General features: G+C 32.8%; 13 protein-coding genes. 2 read left to right on the top strand and 11 right to left on the bottom strand.

The window, feature by feature from the left end; genetic code table 11:
- Positions 1 to 3 precede the first annotated feature (3 nt).
- The 8 genes from M0214_RS06225 to M0214_RS06190 form a co-directional block, all read right to left on the bottom strand.
- A complete protein-coding gene (locus tag M0214_RS06225; protein WP_248724605.1) occupies positions 4 to 1,281 on the bottom strand; it encodes a flippase in 1,278 nt (425 codons plus the stop codon).
- Positions 1,282 to 1,305: 24 nt separating this feature from the next.
- Positions 1,306 to 3,804 (bottom strand): DUF6311 domain-containing protein, encoded by a 2,499-nt coding sequence (locus tag M0214_RS06220; RefSeq protein ID WP_248724604.1) that lies wholly within the window; start codon positions 3,802 to 3,804, stop codon positions 1,306 to 1,308.
- Positions 3,785 to 4,735 (bottom strand): glycosyltransferase, encoded by a 951-nt coding sequence (locus M0214_RS06215; RefSeq protein ID WP_248724603.1) that lies wholly within the window; start codon positions 4,733 to 4,735, stop codon positions 3,785 to 3,787. Before M0214_RS06215 ends, M0214_RS06220 begins: the two co-directional genes overlap by 20 nt.
- 25 nt (positions 4,736 to 4,760) lie before the next feature.
- The gene (locus tag M0214_RS06210; RefSeq protein ID WP_248724602.1) at positions 4,761 to 5,579 is read right to left on the bottom strand and encodes an FkbM family methyltransferase; all 819 of its coding nucleotides are present in this window, start codon (positions 5,577 to 5,579) and stop codon (positions 4,761 to 4,763) included.
- Positions 5,580 to 5,848: 269 nt separating this feature from the next.
- On the bottom strand, positions 5,849 to 6,919 hold the full coding sequence (locus M0214_RS06205) for a hypothetical protein (RefSeq protein WP_248724601.1): 1,071 nt from the start codon (positions 6,917 to 6,919) through the stop codon (positions 5,849 to 5,851).
- A gap of 5 nt (positions 6,920 to 6,924) precedes the next feature.
- Complete coding sequence (locus M0214_RS06200; protein ID WP_248724600.1) at positions 6,925 to 8,616, bottom strand: hypothetical protein; 1,692 nt, start codon at positions 8,614 to 8,616, stop codon at positions 6,925 to 6,927.
- A 39-nt stretch (positions 8,617 to 8,655) separates the two neighbouring features.
- Positions 8,656 to 10,149, bottom strand: coding sequence for a GH3 auxin-responsive promoter family protein (locus M0214_RS06195; RefSeq protein WP_248724599.1), 1,494 nt, complete (start codon positions 10,147 to 10,149; stop codon positions 8,656 to 8,658).
- Entirely contained in the window at positions 10,149 to 11,015 is an 867-nt protein-coding gene (locus tag M0214_RS06190) for a M23 family metallopeptidase (RefSeq protein ID WP_248724598.1), read from the bottom strand. The genes M0214_RS06195 and M0214_RS06190 overlap by 1 nt, the downstream gene beginning before the upstream one ends.
- Positions 11,016 to 11,238: 223 nt before the next feature.
- Here M0214_RS06190 and tatA point away from each other — a divergent pair, with 223 nt between their 5' ends.
- A complete protein-coding gene (gene tatA, locus M0214_RS06185) occupies positions 11,239 to 11,421 on the top strand; it encodes a twin-arginine translocase TatA/TatE family subunit (RefSeq protein ID WP_248724597.1) in 183 nt (60 codons plus the stop codon).
- Between the two features lie 71 nt (positions 11,422 to 11,492).
- On the opposite strand, the gene M0214_RS06180 is transcribed toward tatA, so the two are convergent.
- From M0214_RS06180 to pgk, 3 genes are all read right to left on the bottom strand, one after another.
- Positions 11,493 to 12,500 carry a DUF4837 family protein gene (locus tag M0214_RS06180; protein ID WP_248724596.1) on the bottom strand — a complete coding sequence of 336 codons (1,008 nt, stop codon included), beginning with the start codon at positions 12,498 to 12,500 and terminating at the stop codon, positions 11,493 to 11,495.
- A 23-nt stretch (positions 12,501 to 12,523) separates the two neighbouring features.
- On the bottom strand, positions 12,524 to 14,086 hold the full coding sequence (locus M0214_RS06175) for a LysM peptidoglycan-binding domain-containing protein (RefSeq protein ID WP_248724595.1): 1,563 nt from the start codon (positions 14,084 to 14,086) through the stop codon (positions 12,524 to 12,526).
- A gap of 186 nt (positions 14,087 to 14,272) precedes the next feature.
- Positions 14,273 to 15,460 carry a phosphoglycerate kinase gene (gene pgk, locus M0214_RS06170; RefSeq protein ID WP_248724594.1) on the bottom strand — a complete coding sequence of 396 codons (1,188 nt, stop codon included), beginning with the start codon at positions 15,458 to 15,460 and terminating at the stop codon, positions 14,273 to 14,275.
- Positions 15,461 to 15,793: 333 nt separating this feature from the next.
- On the opposite strand from pgk, the gene M0214_RS06165 reads away from it, so the two are divergent.
- Positions 15,794 to 16,681, top strand: a complete 888-nt coding sequence (locus tag M0214_RS06165) for a VOC family protein (RefSeq protein WP_248724593.1) — start codon at positions 15,794 to 15,796, stop codon at positions 16,679 to 16,681.
- The last annotated feature ends 100 nt before the right edge of the window (positions 16,682 to 16,781 follow it).

The following is a 16,781-nucleotide window of genomic DNA, read 5'->3' as shown; positions in this document are numbered from 1 at the left end:
ATATTAATCGTTGTTTCTTTTTAAATACCTAATTAAAACTATTGAAGCAAAAGTTAAATTTAACACCTGGGTTATTACATTAGATAAAGCAGCTGCAATAGCAGCTGATTCCATTATTAATAACAAAGTAAAAAGAGCAACAAAATTGAATAATCCGCCAAATAAATAAATTCTCATGGTGTATCTCTCTAGAGATAACGACAAATAAACCACATTAAAAATAAAATAAGTCACTGGTGTAATTAATATTAAAACAGAGAAAATATAAAATATGTCGATACCTTTTAAATATTCTTTACCTAAAATTAAAGTAATAATATCCTGCGCAAAAAAAACAATTAAACAAAAAAGAATTAACCCAAAAATAAGTGAGCCAAAAATACCTAGCTTCATTTCTTTTAGTGCCTTCGATTTATGTTTTACTGTTAATTGTGCAAAATAGGGGTATGTAGCATTAAAAACAGGCGAAAATAAAAACTTAATAGGTTGTATCAGTTTTTCAACACTACCATAATATCCCATAATACTGTCACTAACTATATTACCTAAAATAAACGCATTAGTGCTAGTATATGTGGTAATGCTCAAATTCGACACAAAAATATTAAATCCATTTTTTAATTGGTCTTTTATTTCTTTCCAAAGAACAAGAGTAATTGATACTCCATATTTAGATTTTATTAGAAAAAACCCAATGGTACCAGCCAGGATATAACCAATAGAATTCAAAAGAGGGACCACAATAAAGTCTTCTTGAGAATTAACGACAAAAAATATTGATAACGTAAATGTGAATTTTGCAAAAAAGTTGAGAATAGTAATGTATTTCATTTCTTCCATACCTTGAAAAAACCAAGTTGGTAGAAGTATGTTACCTATCACCATACCATAGGTGTAGAAATAAATTTCTTTATCTTCCTCAAACCTGTTAAAGCTAAAAACAACAATTAAAAGAATTAGAAAGCCTAGTATTCCTAAAATCAAACGAAGGCTGTATATAGAAGATACTATGCTGTTTAGCTTTGTTTTATTATCTCTATTTTGAGCTACTTGTCTAACACCAATAAAATTAAAGCCATAATCTGACAATATCATAAAATAATTGATAAATACTTGTGCAAAAAAAACAATTCCGAATTTTTCTGGACCTAAAACTCTTGTTAAATGGGGTAAAACAATAAGAGGCAACAAGTAATTTGTTGCCTGCATTACAGTTAAAGAAAAAGCATTCTTTAAAACTATCTTTTTTTCTTTACCAACATTTCCGAATATCCTCTTCATTATTGAGCAAAGTGATATGTGTGATTATTTAATTTCAATCTTCTTGTCGGTTAAATTAAAATACTCTTTGTCATTATGATTGATTAAAACACCCAAACTATAAATCCCTTTTTCTAAATATACTTTTTTTACGCTACATCTAAAACCTGAATTATCATAATTAAAACCTCCTTGATTTTTAAAGTATATACTCACATCTTCTCTCGAAATCTTTTCCGTATCGATAAGGTAGTTCATATTGTTTCCTGTTAAAAGAATTTTAATTTCGGAACCAGATGCATTTCTATTTTTTACAGCCGCCCAACCTTGGATTAATATATCTTTAGAATTTACATCTACCCTTTCAACATTCTTTATTATGCTTCCTATTAATTCCGGTATGTTTTTAACTTTTTTTGGTGGTGTGCTTGTTGATAAGTTAGAGAAACCACCTGTATTTAGAAAGTTAAAAGCCCATTTGTTATCTTTTGTTTTTACACCTATCCCTAGCCTATAGTTATCTATCTTTAAATCCTCCTTGAAAATTGTTACAGAGTAACCACAATTTATCAAACCTTTATCATTAAAAACTTCTACAACATCGGGTCTCTCTCTTATTTTGGTTTTGTATAAATAAGTATTGTTTTTACCTTGTAAAAAAAGATAAATAGAATCAGAGACATTATCTGGACTATTTTCTAAAAAAGCCCACCCTCTTAATTGAATAACCTCATCATTATCAATTCTTCTTCCTAAGCCATTTTTTATATTATCGCGTTCTGTTATTATGGGGGGAGTATCTAATTTCTTTTTAAAATTAGTGTGTTTTATATCTTTTTTTAGCTTGTCTAGTTGACTTAATTCTGCTCTCGATTTGGCTATTTGGAAATCATTCTTTTTTTTAAGGCTGTGAATAAAATAAAAATTATCCAAAAACCTAACTTCCATTTCATTTCTTTCCAAGACATAATAAAAATTAGATATTTCCTCGGGAGAAACAATATATATAGCTTCTTCATTAAAACGTCCTTTACTTATATCTAAATCTATACTTTCAAGGTATTTTTTGTTTTCGTTTCGAGTCTCTCTGGCAACATAACCACATGTTATTGGTAAATTGTTTTTTAAAGCTATAAGACACAAATCTTGATAGGACATCTTGTATCCTAAATGATTGTTAAAAGGCTTGTATGTAATTATTTTATCAAATCCAGAGGTCAATTTGATCCAAATCTCTTCAGAAAATTTAGTGATTTTATACTCTCCAAAAGGTAAAGTTCTCGAGAATAAAAGCCGATTGGTATCAACAATCTGAACTATAAAAACACATACAACTATAATTGTTTTTATTTTTAAATTTATTTTAGATTTTGTTAAAACGACTATTGAATAAAATAACATTAAATAATATAATACCCATACAAATCGACCACTAGCCCTGAAAACACTACCTAATCGACTTACATAACTAGGCAAATAGTATTCAAATAATACTTGTTCTCCATATGATACACTATTTGTAATCGAAAACAAAAAATATCCAAAGCATAGTAAATATAATGGGAGTAACTCTTTTTTCTTTAAGACCACAGTATTTAACTTGGTAAAGTAAATAATAACTGTGGAGACAATCAGAACTATAAATCCTAAACCTAGATAACCAAAACCTTCGTATTGATGATTTGTTACTTTTTTGAGACCAGGTAAGAACTTTGAAAAGCCATCTGGATTCCAAAAAGAATTCAAATTAAAGCTGTACAGCCCATAACTATTGGAGACCTCCATGTCTACATTAGAATTAAAAGAGATCATCCCAATTGTATACCAAGATAACAAAACCAATACTATCGGAACAAACAGATAAAACAGGAATAATTTTAAAGAAATTTTGTTATGGATGTAATAAGCCTTTATTGGAAGAATAAAACCAAATCCAACTACAATAAAAAACAAATATGGGTTAACCAGAGCGCTAAATACGGTTAAAACCAATTGTCTGTTTAATGCTTTAAAAACACCTATCTCACTAAAAGATAAATAATAATAGGTTGAGGCTAGTATCAACCAATGAGCACATAAAGCCGGGTGCATACATCTGTAAACTAAAACCGGATTGTAAGTTATCAAGATTGCAAAAAGCAGAATCTGAATTGTACTTACCTTAAACCTACTTAGAATTTTAATACTAAAAAAAGCAGTTAATAAATGATTTGATAAAAGCCATAAACCAAAATATTGAAAATTTTCTGGAATAACCGAAGAGAAAGTTTTAAAAATAATTGCCAAAACAGGAATAGAATCTGTAAAACCTACATTTGTTCCCGCAGGATAATTGAAATTTTCAATATAACCTATAGGGAAATGCCATTCCTCATTCCTGAAAAAAGCCCATCCTAAATAATGTTGACCCCAATCGTGGTAAGCAGACATCAACCAATTTATATTATTTGGAATAATTATTTGAAGACCATAAACAAAATGAAAACCAACCAAAGTCAGTAAACTAATTAATAAATATTTATTCTTAATTAAATTTTTGAACATCTCTTATGAAATTTAGGTAGACCTTTGATGTTGGCTTGTTAATGTTTTTTCTATAACTCAATTGAAGAAGCAACACAATTAATGTAACAGAAAAAAGTTGTAAAATTATTCCGGAAATAATCAATATTAAACTTGAAGCCCAGCCAGGGATGGCTGTATCAGTAAAAAACTTCTTAAGCAATATATAGCATATAGATATTATACTGGCAATTATTCCGTAAAAAGAATACTTTAATATTTTTAAAGATAAATAGTCAAAATATACGGCAATAGAGCTTAAGCCATGTAAAGTTAAACTATAAAAATTCATTTTAGAGCTCCCTTTATACCTCTTTCCCCTATCTAAGAGTACTTTATCAAAGGGGATTTTGGATTGTATAATTCCCCCTGAAAAATGGTTCCATATATTATCAAGGTACACTACACTAGTCAACAAATCTTTTGGGATAACACAAAAATTCCCAAAGCTAATCTTTTGACCCGTCAAAAAATTGAATAATTTTTTATAAAAAAAGTAGCCAGTTTTAAACAACGACGATTCTTGTCTTTTCTTTCTTTGAGCAAAAATAATCTTATTGAAATCTTCTGTTTTGGCTTTTTCTAAAAGGTGAATAATATGCTCTGGCTTATCCTCTCCATCGCTATCCATAACTACAACACATTCAATCTTTTCTGTTTCATTGAAAACGTACTGTAAACCTATGGCAATTGCTCTTTGATGCCCAACATTTGTTTTTAAATTAAGGATTCTATGTTCAATATTTGTTTTTAGAATGGTCATTTCTTCAGTTGACCCATCATTGACAATTACAGCTGAAAACAAATATTCATTCGAATAAGCTTCTTGGCTTTTTTCTAAATTTTCCAGTAAAATTTCGAGACTTTCCCAATCATTATAAACTGGCAAGACACAAAATACTCTTTTTTGCATATGTAAAATTCTAAATTTTTATTGGCTAATTTATCCAGAAATGAATCATTACAGGTTTAGGCCCCTGCTCAAAAATACCCTTTACATAATACTGATACTCTGGGACATAACTAAGTATTAAGTTAATAATTTCTTCAGGATTATTCTCTGTATGATAAGTTGTTATGGCTATTTTTGGTTTATTATTTTTTATAGTTATTTCAGCACCTTTTAACATATTATATTCAAAACCTTCTATATCTGCTTTCAAATATGTTATTTTCTGATTAGGTGGAATAATCGAATCTATTTTTTTAACGGGAATTGAAGAATCCGTTTCAGACTTATTTTTTTCAACCATACCACTTAATGATGCTTCATTGAAGTTTATCATTCCGTCTTCATCACCAACGGCTACTTTATGGATAGTCACTTTTTTTTCAAATGATTCAAAGGTTTTTTCTAAACATTTGTTAAACAGTCTATTGGGTTCAACTAAAAATATTTTATCACATTGGTCTGCGACAACTAAAGAGAAGAGTCCTTCGGCTGCACCTATATCCAATAAAATCTCTCCAGCTTCTACTTCCGTATACTTTTTTCTGTAATAATGCCAATCTGAAGTATCGAATGTTTCAGAAACTACTTGATGTATACCTTCTTTATCAAACTCGATTGGCCAAAAAAGTTTATTGGGGATTGTTTTGAATGAAACTTCGTAAGAAGTCTTTTTTTCAATTTTATCAATGTATTTACTAGCTATTTTTGCTAAGGTAGGTTTTAACAAAAAACTTACAAGCTCCATAAACCCAACATTGTTCTTAGTGCCTGTTATCCAAAAAAATAAAATTCTTAATCTTCTCATGTTTTGATAGTAATCGATTTATTAAAGTATAATTAAGTTAAGCTAGCTAAATTAGTTTTGTATCAATTCTTATAAAGAATTGTCATGTGAAAAATCATAATAAAACCACTATAAGTATTATCACAATTTTTAAGCAAAGACTCAGTTAAACATACCCTTTCTTGATTCGTAAAATCTAATATTAATGCTCCTTTGTGAAAAATAACTTGTTGTCAAAAACTTTTTATTAATTTATATAGAGCTGAGATAACAGTTTTTACTTAATGCTTTTATAATTTCTTACTCTCCGCCTCTAAATATTTGCTTAGACCTAGTAAGAAAAATGCCATTAGTGTTAAAGAAAATAGAGCAATAGGTAATAAATACCTATACTTGTCAGACCATGTTTTAATATCATAACCTGTTTCAGGAAACATAGCCAAAACATTAACTACATTTTTCTTCAGAGCCCTTTCTGTGTTAATTGATCTTTTTTGATTTTCTAAAACAAGTATCTTATCAATAACCTTAGATTCATCTACTAAAACACTTTCTGACTGAGAGCCTCCCATATACAAATTTGTTCCAGCCCCAGGAATAGGTTCTTTTTCCGATTCATTAATTCTTATTTTCAAATACTCATTAACTAATGAATCTGTTTTGATAACCTGTTTTGATAAACTTTTTTCTCTTTCATCTAAATTTTCTGTGTTAGCCTCTAATAAATCTGACAAGTATTGATTATTGGCAAGCTGTAGAGCAAATCTCTTTTCAATTTTTTTGTAAATATCTTTATTTGTAGATGCAACTCCTATTTTATGAATAGAGTAATTATATGGTGTAAGGGATTTTTTATATCTATCGTAATTCATTTCTAATCTAGAAATTGAATCGAGTTTAGTGTAAAAACTAGAATACATTTCTACAATATCATTTTCGTCTAAATCAGGTTCAATATAAAAGCCTTTTAAACTTGCCGCTTCTGAAACACTAATACCCAGAATATCAGCCAATTTGATAGAGTCATTATCAGTTTCTGTCAACTCATGTAAATTGTTTATATTTTCATAGACTTGTCTTGCAGAATTAAAATTAGTTTCAATAAACATATTGGCTCCATATAGTTTATCTGATTTTGAGTCCATTACATATCCAATTGATAACCCAACTAAGAGAGATAAAGCATACCAAACTCTTCTTTTGTGAAAGTGAATTAAAACTATCAAAACAAGCCCATATAGACCTTTAAAAAAGCTAACAAAAAACTTAATAAAATTGTTAAAAGCATTCCCTATCATTTTAAACAGCTGTCCTAAATCCACTTCTTCAGATTGTGATGTTTGCTGAGAATCTTTACTCATAGTATTTAATTTAATATTTGTTCTAAAATTGTTCTTGTTATTAAATATGTAGGCTTAACCCCTGTTGTTCCCAAGCCTCCTGAAGCTAATGTTGCTCCTGTCTTTAAAGGGTTGTCACTAGCATAATAGGCGTATCTTACTTTTACATCAGATTTTATACTACCTCGAACCTTAGAGGCAGATTGTATGGCCTTGTGATAATGCGCTCCTTCCATTTCTAACCCAATAACTTTCCATGTTGAATTGTAAAAAAACTTTAAAATATCTTTATTCTGTAAAGAGGTTCCTAAAACCGTTATCATAGCCCCTTCATAAACATCAATGCCTTGGCCTTCTAAATCTTGTTTTTTTAGTTCATTTTCAAAAGGATAGTTATCGGCTGTCCCTTCAAAAATATGCGCAGAAGGAATCATAATATCGCCCTTTTCGCCTTCTAAAATGCCTGCTTTACCCATTATGGAAATCGATTCAATATTCATGTAAATATCCTCTTCGTTCTTTTTGTAGGGCTTTAGCAACTCGTCTATGGTTTCGTAGGCCTGCTCTCCAAACGCATAATCCATCACTAAAATAATAGGTTTTTCCTCTTTTAACTGATTATTGTTCACTTTTAAATCTATTCGGGATAAATCTATCTTGCTTGTGTCAAAAATTTGGACATCGATATTAGTTCCAGAAGTATCTTTCACATAGAGCATACCATGTCTTAAAGCTTCGTTACTTACCTTTTTACGTAAATCTTCATTTTCGCTTTTACTTAATGTTTCATAGACTTCAAAAATATCTTTTTTAGAAGCTAGTGTTTTAAGTGCTGAAGGTGCAAAAATACCATTCATAACACTGTGCATATTTGCACTTATAATATGAATTGGACGTTGAAGAAGTGAATTTTTATATAAGACCCCTTTAATATTATCGGCCCATATTTCACCATGAATATGATGGCCGATTCGTTCTCTTAAGACTGGACTAAAAGTAACAGTCCTTTTATTATTTTTAACTTCTTCTTCAATAGCTAATTTCCCTAACCAATAGATAATGTGTAAGAACCTTTCTGGTTGTTTATCTGAAGCAAAATCATCATATATACACCTGAGCTCATCAAAAGTTCTACCTAGAATATTTGCTGTATGGGTTATAGCAATCTCACGTTCTTCTTTAGTAAGTTTCTTTTTGGATAAAACGGCTTTTTCTAGTTTTTCCCAATCTCTAGTCGTTGTACCTTGCTCGTCATCAATTAAAACACGTTTGCTTATTTTATGAGACTCTACAAAAAGAAAAGTAAGATGCGTTAAAATATCATAGATTTCAGAGCGCCCTCTGGTTATCTCAATATTCATCTGTTCTGCATCAATCCGGTAACAGTTTCTACGCCTTTTTTCAGGGATTATGGGTTTAAAATGAGAATTTGAATAACCCTCGTCACTTGTTAGATTTATGAAAGTACATTCTTCTATGCCTTCTGGAAGTCTGTCTATAACGTAAAGAAGGCCTTCTAGTTCGGCTTTTTCATCACCTATAGACCCATAGATTTCTGGCCTTAAAAGAAGTAATGAATTACGAAGCATTTCACCAGAAACCCCCATAGGTTTGTAGAAACCCCGAATAAATAAATGCCGCATGGTAATATACATCCTCTCAATAGCACTAGAGCTCTCTTGAGCACGTGTTCTTTCATGATGTTTTAAATTACCCATTAGCATATTTTTTCAGATCCAAAGATAGTATTATTTGACTTAATAAGTGTCTGGTAATTCCTCAACTATTTTACGGTCGTTAGAAAGCCTGGGGATTTTATTTTGCCCACCTAACTTCCCTACAGATTTCATATAATTCTTAAAGCCATCTTTCTTTACTCTGGTAATCTTTAACGTTTGCAAAACCTTACCTTCTATTAAATCGAAATAATAAACATTTTGTTTCTGTAAAGACTTATCTATTTTGTTTGCTAAACTCGAAATATCTTCGGGCTCTTTCTCAAATTCAATAAACCATTCGTGATATGGTAACCCTTCTTTTGGATTAATTTGAGGAGCAACCGTAAACTCTGTAATACTAATATCTGTTTCTGCAATTGCCTCCTGCATAGCTTGCTCCACCTCTTTACCAATAACATGTTCTCCAAAAGCTGAAATGAAGTGTTTTATCCTTCCTGAAACAATTACTCTATACGGACTGGTTGAAGTAAACTCTACCGTATCTCCAATATTATACGCCCATAAACCTGCATTTGTAGAGATTATCATAACGTAATTTACACCTACCTCAACATCTTTAATCGTTAGTCGCTTAGGGTTTTCATTAAAAAATTCATCCGCTTTTATAAATTCATAGAAAATCCCGGAATTTAACTGGAGCAACATACCTTTTTTATTCTGTTTATCTTGGAAAGCAAAAAACCCTTCACTGGCCGGATATAACTCTATACTATCGACCTTTCTACCTATTAAACTTTCAAATTTTGCGCGATAGGGTTCGTAATTTACGCCTCCAAAAATGAACAGTTTGAAGTTTTTAAAAACCTTGCCAACGGGTTTATTTGTTTTTTGAATGAGTTTTTCAAAATACATTTGAACCCACGATGGGATTCCAGATATAACAGTCATATTCTCTGGTAAGGTTTCCTCGACAATAGCATCGACCTTTGTCTCCCAATCATCAATACAATTCGTTTCCCAAGAAGGTAATCTATTTTTCTGAAGGTATTTTGGAACGTAATGCGCCACGATTCCAGAAAGCCTGCCTAGTTTAACGCCATTTTGTTCTTTCAAAATAGGGCTTCCTTGAAGAAAAATCATCTTACCATTTACGAATTTCGCATTGCCCGTTTCGTGAATGTACATTAAAATAGCATTCCTTGCTGCCTCGATATGAGACGGCATACTTTCTTTAGTCAAGGGAATGTATTTAGCGCCAGAAGTTGTACCCGAAGTTTTAGCAAAATATAGTGGCTTGCCTATCCATAAGACATCTTCTTCTCCCTCAACGACCTTATCTACATAAGGTCTTAAAGCCTCATAATCTCTTATAGGGACACGCCTTACAAAATCTTCATGAGTATTAATGCTTACAAAGTCATGGTCTTGTCCGAATTGTGTTTTTGTAGCCGTGGCTATTAAATCTTGGAAAACGTTTTCTTGAGTCTTAATAGGGTCTTTAGCCCATTTTTGAATCTTTTTATGAACGCGTTTTGAAAATGGCTTGGCTAAGACAGATTTTATTGATAACATTACTTAAAATCTATAAAATTTGTTGGATTAATGGGATACCCATCGTTCCAAAGTTCAAAATGTAAATGTGGTCCTGTAGAAAGCTCGCCGGTATTTCCAGCAGTTGCGATAACCTCACCAGCTTTAACCAAATCGCCTTGAGATTTGGTAAGTTTAGCATTGTGCTTATAAACCGAAATAAGTCCATAGCTATGTTCCATAATAATTACATAACCGGTCTCGACAGTCCACTCTGCAAAAATAACAATACCGTCTGCAGTCGCCTTAACAGGCGTGTCTTTTGGTACAACTATATCAACCGCATAATGTTTCTCTTCTAAATTATAATGGTCGCTAATAGTTCCGCTAACAGGCGGGAAAAGCACAAAATTGGTAGCGGTAGTTGCAGATTCGAATAAGTTATATTTATCTTCCTTATCTACTTTTTCTCTAAGTAAAGAATCTTCTGCAGTTGGTGTAAAATCAACTTCACTTGCCTCCAGCTTTACAGCTTCGATAATAGAATCTCTATTAAAATCCACAGAACTTACATCTCCGGTTAATACTTTTCGAATTGAACTGTAATAGGCTTTCCTAACGGCTAATTCTGTTTGTAATGAATCTACCCTTAAAGCCAAATCGATGGCATCCTTTTTAAGTTTGGCAGATGCATAACCTGGAACGTACTCTCTTAGTGGTGTAAAAGCAATAATCAAATAGGTTAGTGTAATTAAGAAAATAGCAGATAAAGATCCCAGAACGAAAACATTAAGCCTAGTTAATTTAAGAGACAAACGCTCTTCGAAAGTTAGCTCGTTAAGTATAACCAATTTATACCTGTCTAACAGTTTCTTCTTTATCTTTTTAGGCTTCTTTTTTTTATTCATGCAAAGCAAAAATAAAGAATTTACTAAAACCTATTGTGTCTAAAACGACTTCAATAAACATAGTTTCTCAATCCAATTGATTTAGGTGGCTAAAAACAACATATTAATTACTGGATTCCTACCTCCGTAGGAATGACACAACTTTATCATATAATACTAAAGTTATGCTTTAAACGATATTATTAAACTTTAATTATTAACTTTGTGCTTTAAATAAATTATTATGAGTTTATATATGTTGCCTTTAGCTATTGGACCATGGCAAATAGCATTAATTGTTGTTGTTGTGTTGTTATTGTTTGGTGGGAAGAAAATTCCAGAATTAATGCGTGGTTTAGGAAGTGGTATTAAAGAGTTTAAAGATGCCAGTAAAGAGGAAAACGGAGACATTAAGGAAAAAGAATAATCATTGTTTTTCTATATCAAAAAAGCCGATGTAATACTGCATCGGCTTTTTTGATTTTATTATTTTAGGTTTTATTCAATCTTTACAGATTGCATAATAGATTCAAGCTCCAACATATAGTTGCGTTTTTCTACAGATGGTGCAAAAACAAACCCTTCTACGCCTACCCAACGCTTATTCACTTTATCTTCTATGGTAAAGTTTATAAAAGGACCTCCCATAAAATCGTTTGTCAATTCCCATACTCCTTTAGTTTCGAATGCAGGCTTGTTATCTACAATCGTTTCTCCATGAAAGGGTGTATAAGCATCTTCGGTAACCATGTAAGAACTAATTTTATTGCCATCTGCCCCTACAGTTTCATCTAAACGGCCTTTAAAATATTGTTGCCCCAAAGAATCCCTAATCTTAATGATTTGATTTATCGTACTATCATTTCGGGTAATAGCCTCATAAGGAATCTCGTAAATCATAATATGGGCGTGGCCTGTTGTTATATTTTTTCTGAACCAGAAGAAATTTTCGCGCACTTTGGCTACCTCGTATATGGATGGAAATTGAATGGTCAAACCTAAATTCTCTTTTATTGCGGTGTACTTGTGCTGCGATTTAGACATTTGGCGTTGTCTCTCGGCGATTTCCATAGCTCTAAAGGTCTCGACAATTTTCTCGGAGTTTTGGGTAACAATTTCAATAATATCTTCTTTTGTTTTTCCTGTTAAAACAATAACTTTTTGAGGCTTGGCAAAAGCATCATCCTTAAAGTGAATACCTGGTTCTTTGCCCATTTCAACTTTAAGAATCGTACGGTTTTTGGTTACAAAACCAGAAAACACTTTTGGCGGAATCTGGCTTAAGGTAAACATGGGTTCATCTTGTGGCAAACCATAAATTGGTTGTGTTAAAACATCCCTAATGGCATCACCAACCCTGCCGTCCCAAACATCATTCTCTAAAACCACAGACACATGGTTTATATTTCCAGAAGAATCTTGAATAAATCTCTCGGAGCTACCTTTTTTCTCTTTACAAGACATTACAACCAATAAAAATAAGGTTGATAGAAGAATATGTTTCATAAGTTCTTAATTTTTACAAGGAATTACCCTTTGGATATTTTTAGCTTCATTCCCGGTTTTAAATTACTACCACTAATACCGTTCCAATCTCGAATATTTTGAATAGAAACTCCAGAAAATTTTTGGGAAATGCTCCATAACGAATCGCCACTCTTCACGGTGTAGATAACAACATCGCCCGAAAGTGGTTTGGTTATGGTTTTCTTTTTAACTATTGATGAAGATGATGCTACCGAAGGTGTATACGGTTTACGCGGATAAATAGTAAGCCTTTGGCCAATTTGCAAATCATTACTTCTCATTCCGTTCCACCGTTTAATTTGGTTTACTCTTACTCCATAACGCCTAGCAATTTTACCTAAGTAATCGCCAGAGCGTACTTTATAACGTATCCTATCTGTGGCATTAAAAAACTGAGGTAATGGCTTTTCTCTTTTGGCAAATTCCTCTTTTACAAAAGCATATATTTTTTCTTCATTATTTACAAAAGTCCCCACAACCTCTCTTGGTAATCTTAGATAATAATTCTCGCCTTTTATTACGGGAATGATATCTAATTTATACGAAGGATTTAAAAACTGAAGCTGTTCTATTGGTGTTCCTGTTACTTCGGCAACTTGGTCTAAAGTAATCATCTGTTTTACAAGCACCGTATCTGTTTCTTTAAGAGCAAACTCTGGTTTTGTCTTCTTAAAACCGTGGGCTTCAGCATATTCAAAAATGTACATATTAGCTAAAAAAGCAGGTAAATAGCCGGCTGTTTCCCTTGGTAGATTTTGCCTAATATTCCAATAGTTTTTGTAACCTCCAGAGCGACGAATCGCTTTCGTTACATTTCCTGGACCAGAATTATAGGACGCCAAGGCCAAATCCCAATCCCCAAAAATCTCATATAATTTTGCCAAATATTTAGTAGCCGCTTTAGTAGATTTTATAGGGTCGCTACGTTCGTCTACATAGCTACTAACATCTAACCCATACATTTTTCCAGTGCTGAACATAAACTGCCACAACCCTGTAGCGCCTACTCTAGATTTTGCCCTAGGCTTTAAAGCTGATTCTACAATGGCCAAATATTTTATCTCTAGAGGAATATTGGCATTATCTAGTTCCCGTTCAAACATGGGGAAATAGAATTCACTTAAAGTAAGCAGTCTTTGAATAAGGTTTCTTCTATGTTTTAAATAAGATTTGATTACACTCTCTAAAGACGGATTATACTCCACATTAAAAGGCGTTCTAGCATTTAGTTCTGCTAGTCTAGCTTTTAGTGTGTCTGTTGGTAATTCTGGATATTCAACCGATTTAAAATCTAAATCCGAAACCGATTTATAAACAGTGTCAAACAGGTTGTTACTGTACAATTCCTGAAGCCATTTTTCGTCTATACTTGCCGCCAATTCATGGTCTTCCAGTTTTTTAATATCTGTACTGTCTGTAACGGCTTTAATAGGTTCAATGTTTGGTTTGCCATCAACCAATGTGTCTTTGACAGCCACCGACAACGAATCGACTTCATTCTGAGCATGTAACAAACAAAATGAAAGACTAAAAAAGAGTGTGAGTATATAAAAACGAAAAGCCATAATATCTATTCCAAGTGAACGATAGTATGGCTAAAATCGTGTTTTTTAAGTGAAATAAAAAATTTCATTTCTCAACTTAAGAAATCTTTTATTTCAGATTCCCGTTTTCACGAGAATGACAACTTCAATAGAAACCACAAGGCAAGCCTTGTAGAGCAGTTTTCCAATTTGAAAACTTAATTCAAATTATTCCAATATAGCAGCAATTCCAGGAAGCGTTTTACCTTCTAAGCTCTCTAACATGGCCCCACCACCAGTACTTACGTAACTTACTTTATCTTGGAAACCAAATTGTTTTACCGCAGCAACAGAATCGCCGCCACCAACAAGTGAGAACGCACCGTTTTTAGTAGCTTCGGCAATAGAATTTCCAAGTTCGATGGTTCCACCCGCAAAACTTTCCATTTCAAAAACGCCTAATGGCCCATTCCAAAGAATGGTTTTAGATTGTTTTACCACGGCATCAAACTGTGCTCTAGATTTTGGTCCGGCATCAACTCCTTCCCATCCATCAGGAATGGCATTGATATCACAAATTTGTGTATTGGCATCGTTACTAAAATCGTCTGCAGCAATAGTATCTACCGGAATATGAATCTGTACATTTTTTTCTTTGGCTTGCTTTAAAATCTCTAAAGCCAGTTCTTGTTTATCATCTTCACAAATAGAGTTACCAATGCTTCCGCCTTGCGCTTTTACAAAAGTAAAGGCCATACCACCACCAATAATTAAGTGGTCTACCTTATCTAATATATTTTCTATAATTGTAATTTTAGAGGATACCTTAGCACCACCAAGTATTGCTAAAACAGGTTTTTCACCAGTTTCCATAACTTTCTTTATACTATCAATTTCCTGAGCTAGTAAGCTACCAAAACATTTATCTTCTGGGAAGAACTGCGCCACAATAGTCGTAGAAGCATGTGCTCTATGTGCTGTTCCAAAAGCATCATTTACGTAGATGTCTCCTAATTTAGAAAGCTTTTCAGCAAAGCCTTCGTCACCAGCAGTTTCCTCTTTGTAATAGCGTAAGTTTTCCAACAATAAAATTTGGCCTGGTTCTAAGCTCGCCGCTGCAGCTTCAACATCTGCTCCAATACAGTCGGGAACGAACTTAACCTCAACTCCTAAAACATCTTGAACTTTTTCAACGATATGCTTTAACGAAAACTCATCTTGAAATCCTTTAGGGCGCCCTAAATGCGACATCAAAATACAGCTACCGCCATCTTCTAAAATTTTAATAATAGTTGGTTTAGCAGAAATGATTCTTGTAGCATCGGTTACTTCAAAGTTTTCGTTTAATGGTACATTAAAATCGACACGGATAAGTGCCTTTTTATTTTCGAAATTGAAATCGTTAAGCGTCTTCATTTTTATGGAATTATATCAATTAGAACACAAATGTAACCAATTAAATAGCTTAAAAAAATGACTTTTTTACGAAAACGTTTGAAGTGGTAAAGAATTTTAAAAAAATGACTGTCTTCCTTAAAAACAGGGGTTTGCATATGGGTTTTATTCAAAATATTGAATTTTGAAATATCTTAAATTGTAAGATTATTAGTGATTTCCGCTCCTGATAACCCAATGTAATACAACCTCTTTACTTTTTACCTCCTTCTCATCTTGACTAAACATCTAATAATATTTTAGTATCTTAACTTGGTTATGGAAATTTTCAATTTCCATGTAAACGGAAAACATATGAAGAGAATACTCCTTATTACCCTAGTGTTATCTTGTCTTTCTATGGGAAAGAAAGTAGAAAAAGAACTTCCCATCTTAGGAATAGCACATGTGGCATTTCAAATATCAAGTTTAGAGGAATCGCAAGCTTTCTATTCGGGGTTTTATGGATTTGAATTTGCCTTTGCAGATTACGAATACCAAGAGGCTTGGTATTTAAAAATTAACGACGACCAGTTCCTGAAGTTAGTTTCAAAGCCCGATGGAACAGATGATAATAGGTTAGTAGAAGTCGCATTTCAGGTTTCGGATATCGAAACTACCATCGCTATGCTTCAGGAGAGAGGGCTCAACCCATCACCTGTGGAAAAAAGACCCGATGGCACTTTAGCAAGCGTTGTAATAGACCCTAACGGACATAACCTTGTTTTTGTTGAATACACTCCCGGTTCTAAGCAAACGCTGGCAAGAGGTAAGCATTTAGGAGCAAGACGGGTTTCTGATCGTTTGCTTCATGTGGGCCTCACTATTACAGACGAAGAGGCCGCCAACAAATTGTATCAAGACGCTTTAGGTTTTCAAGAGATTTGGAGAGGCTCACGTGAGGATGGAGGCCCAGATGCTTGGGTAAATATGCAGATGCCGGGAAAAAGGGGTGACTACGTTGAATATATTCTTGTAAACGATATGAAGTTGACTCGGAAGCAAAAGGGAACAATGCATCATATGTGCCTTCTAACAGACGATATAAGAAAGGCGCATAGCGATATGTTATCTAATACCTTGCCTGATCTTGAACGGTACAAGCCCATAATTGCCAGAAACAATCGTTGGGTTTTTAATATACACGACCTGGACGGTACACGATGCGAGGTAATGGAATCAAAAGATGCTGTAACTAAATGATAAATGTAAAAGCTTGATATTCCTGCCTACTTAATAATTCCAATAAAAAAATATCGATGCTATTTTTGGAGATATGAATTTGTTTTCTTTGATGGTTTCA

The organism is Seonamhaeicola sp. ML3 (assembly GCF_023273855.1).
Classification (GTDB): domain Bacteria; phylum Bacteroidota; class Bacteroidia; order Flavobacteriales; family Flavobacteriaceae; genus Seonamhaeicola.
Note: the sequence above shows the minus strand (reverse complement) of the source record. Positions and strands in the feature narration are given on the sequence as shown.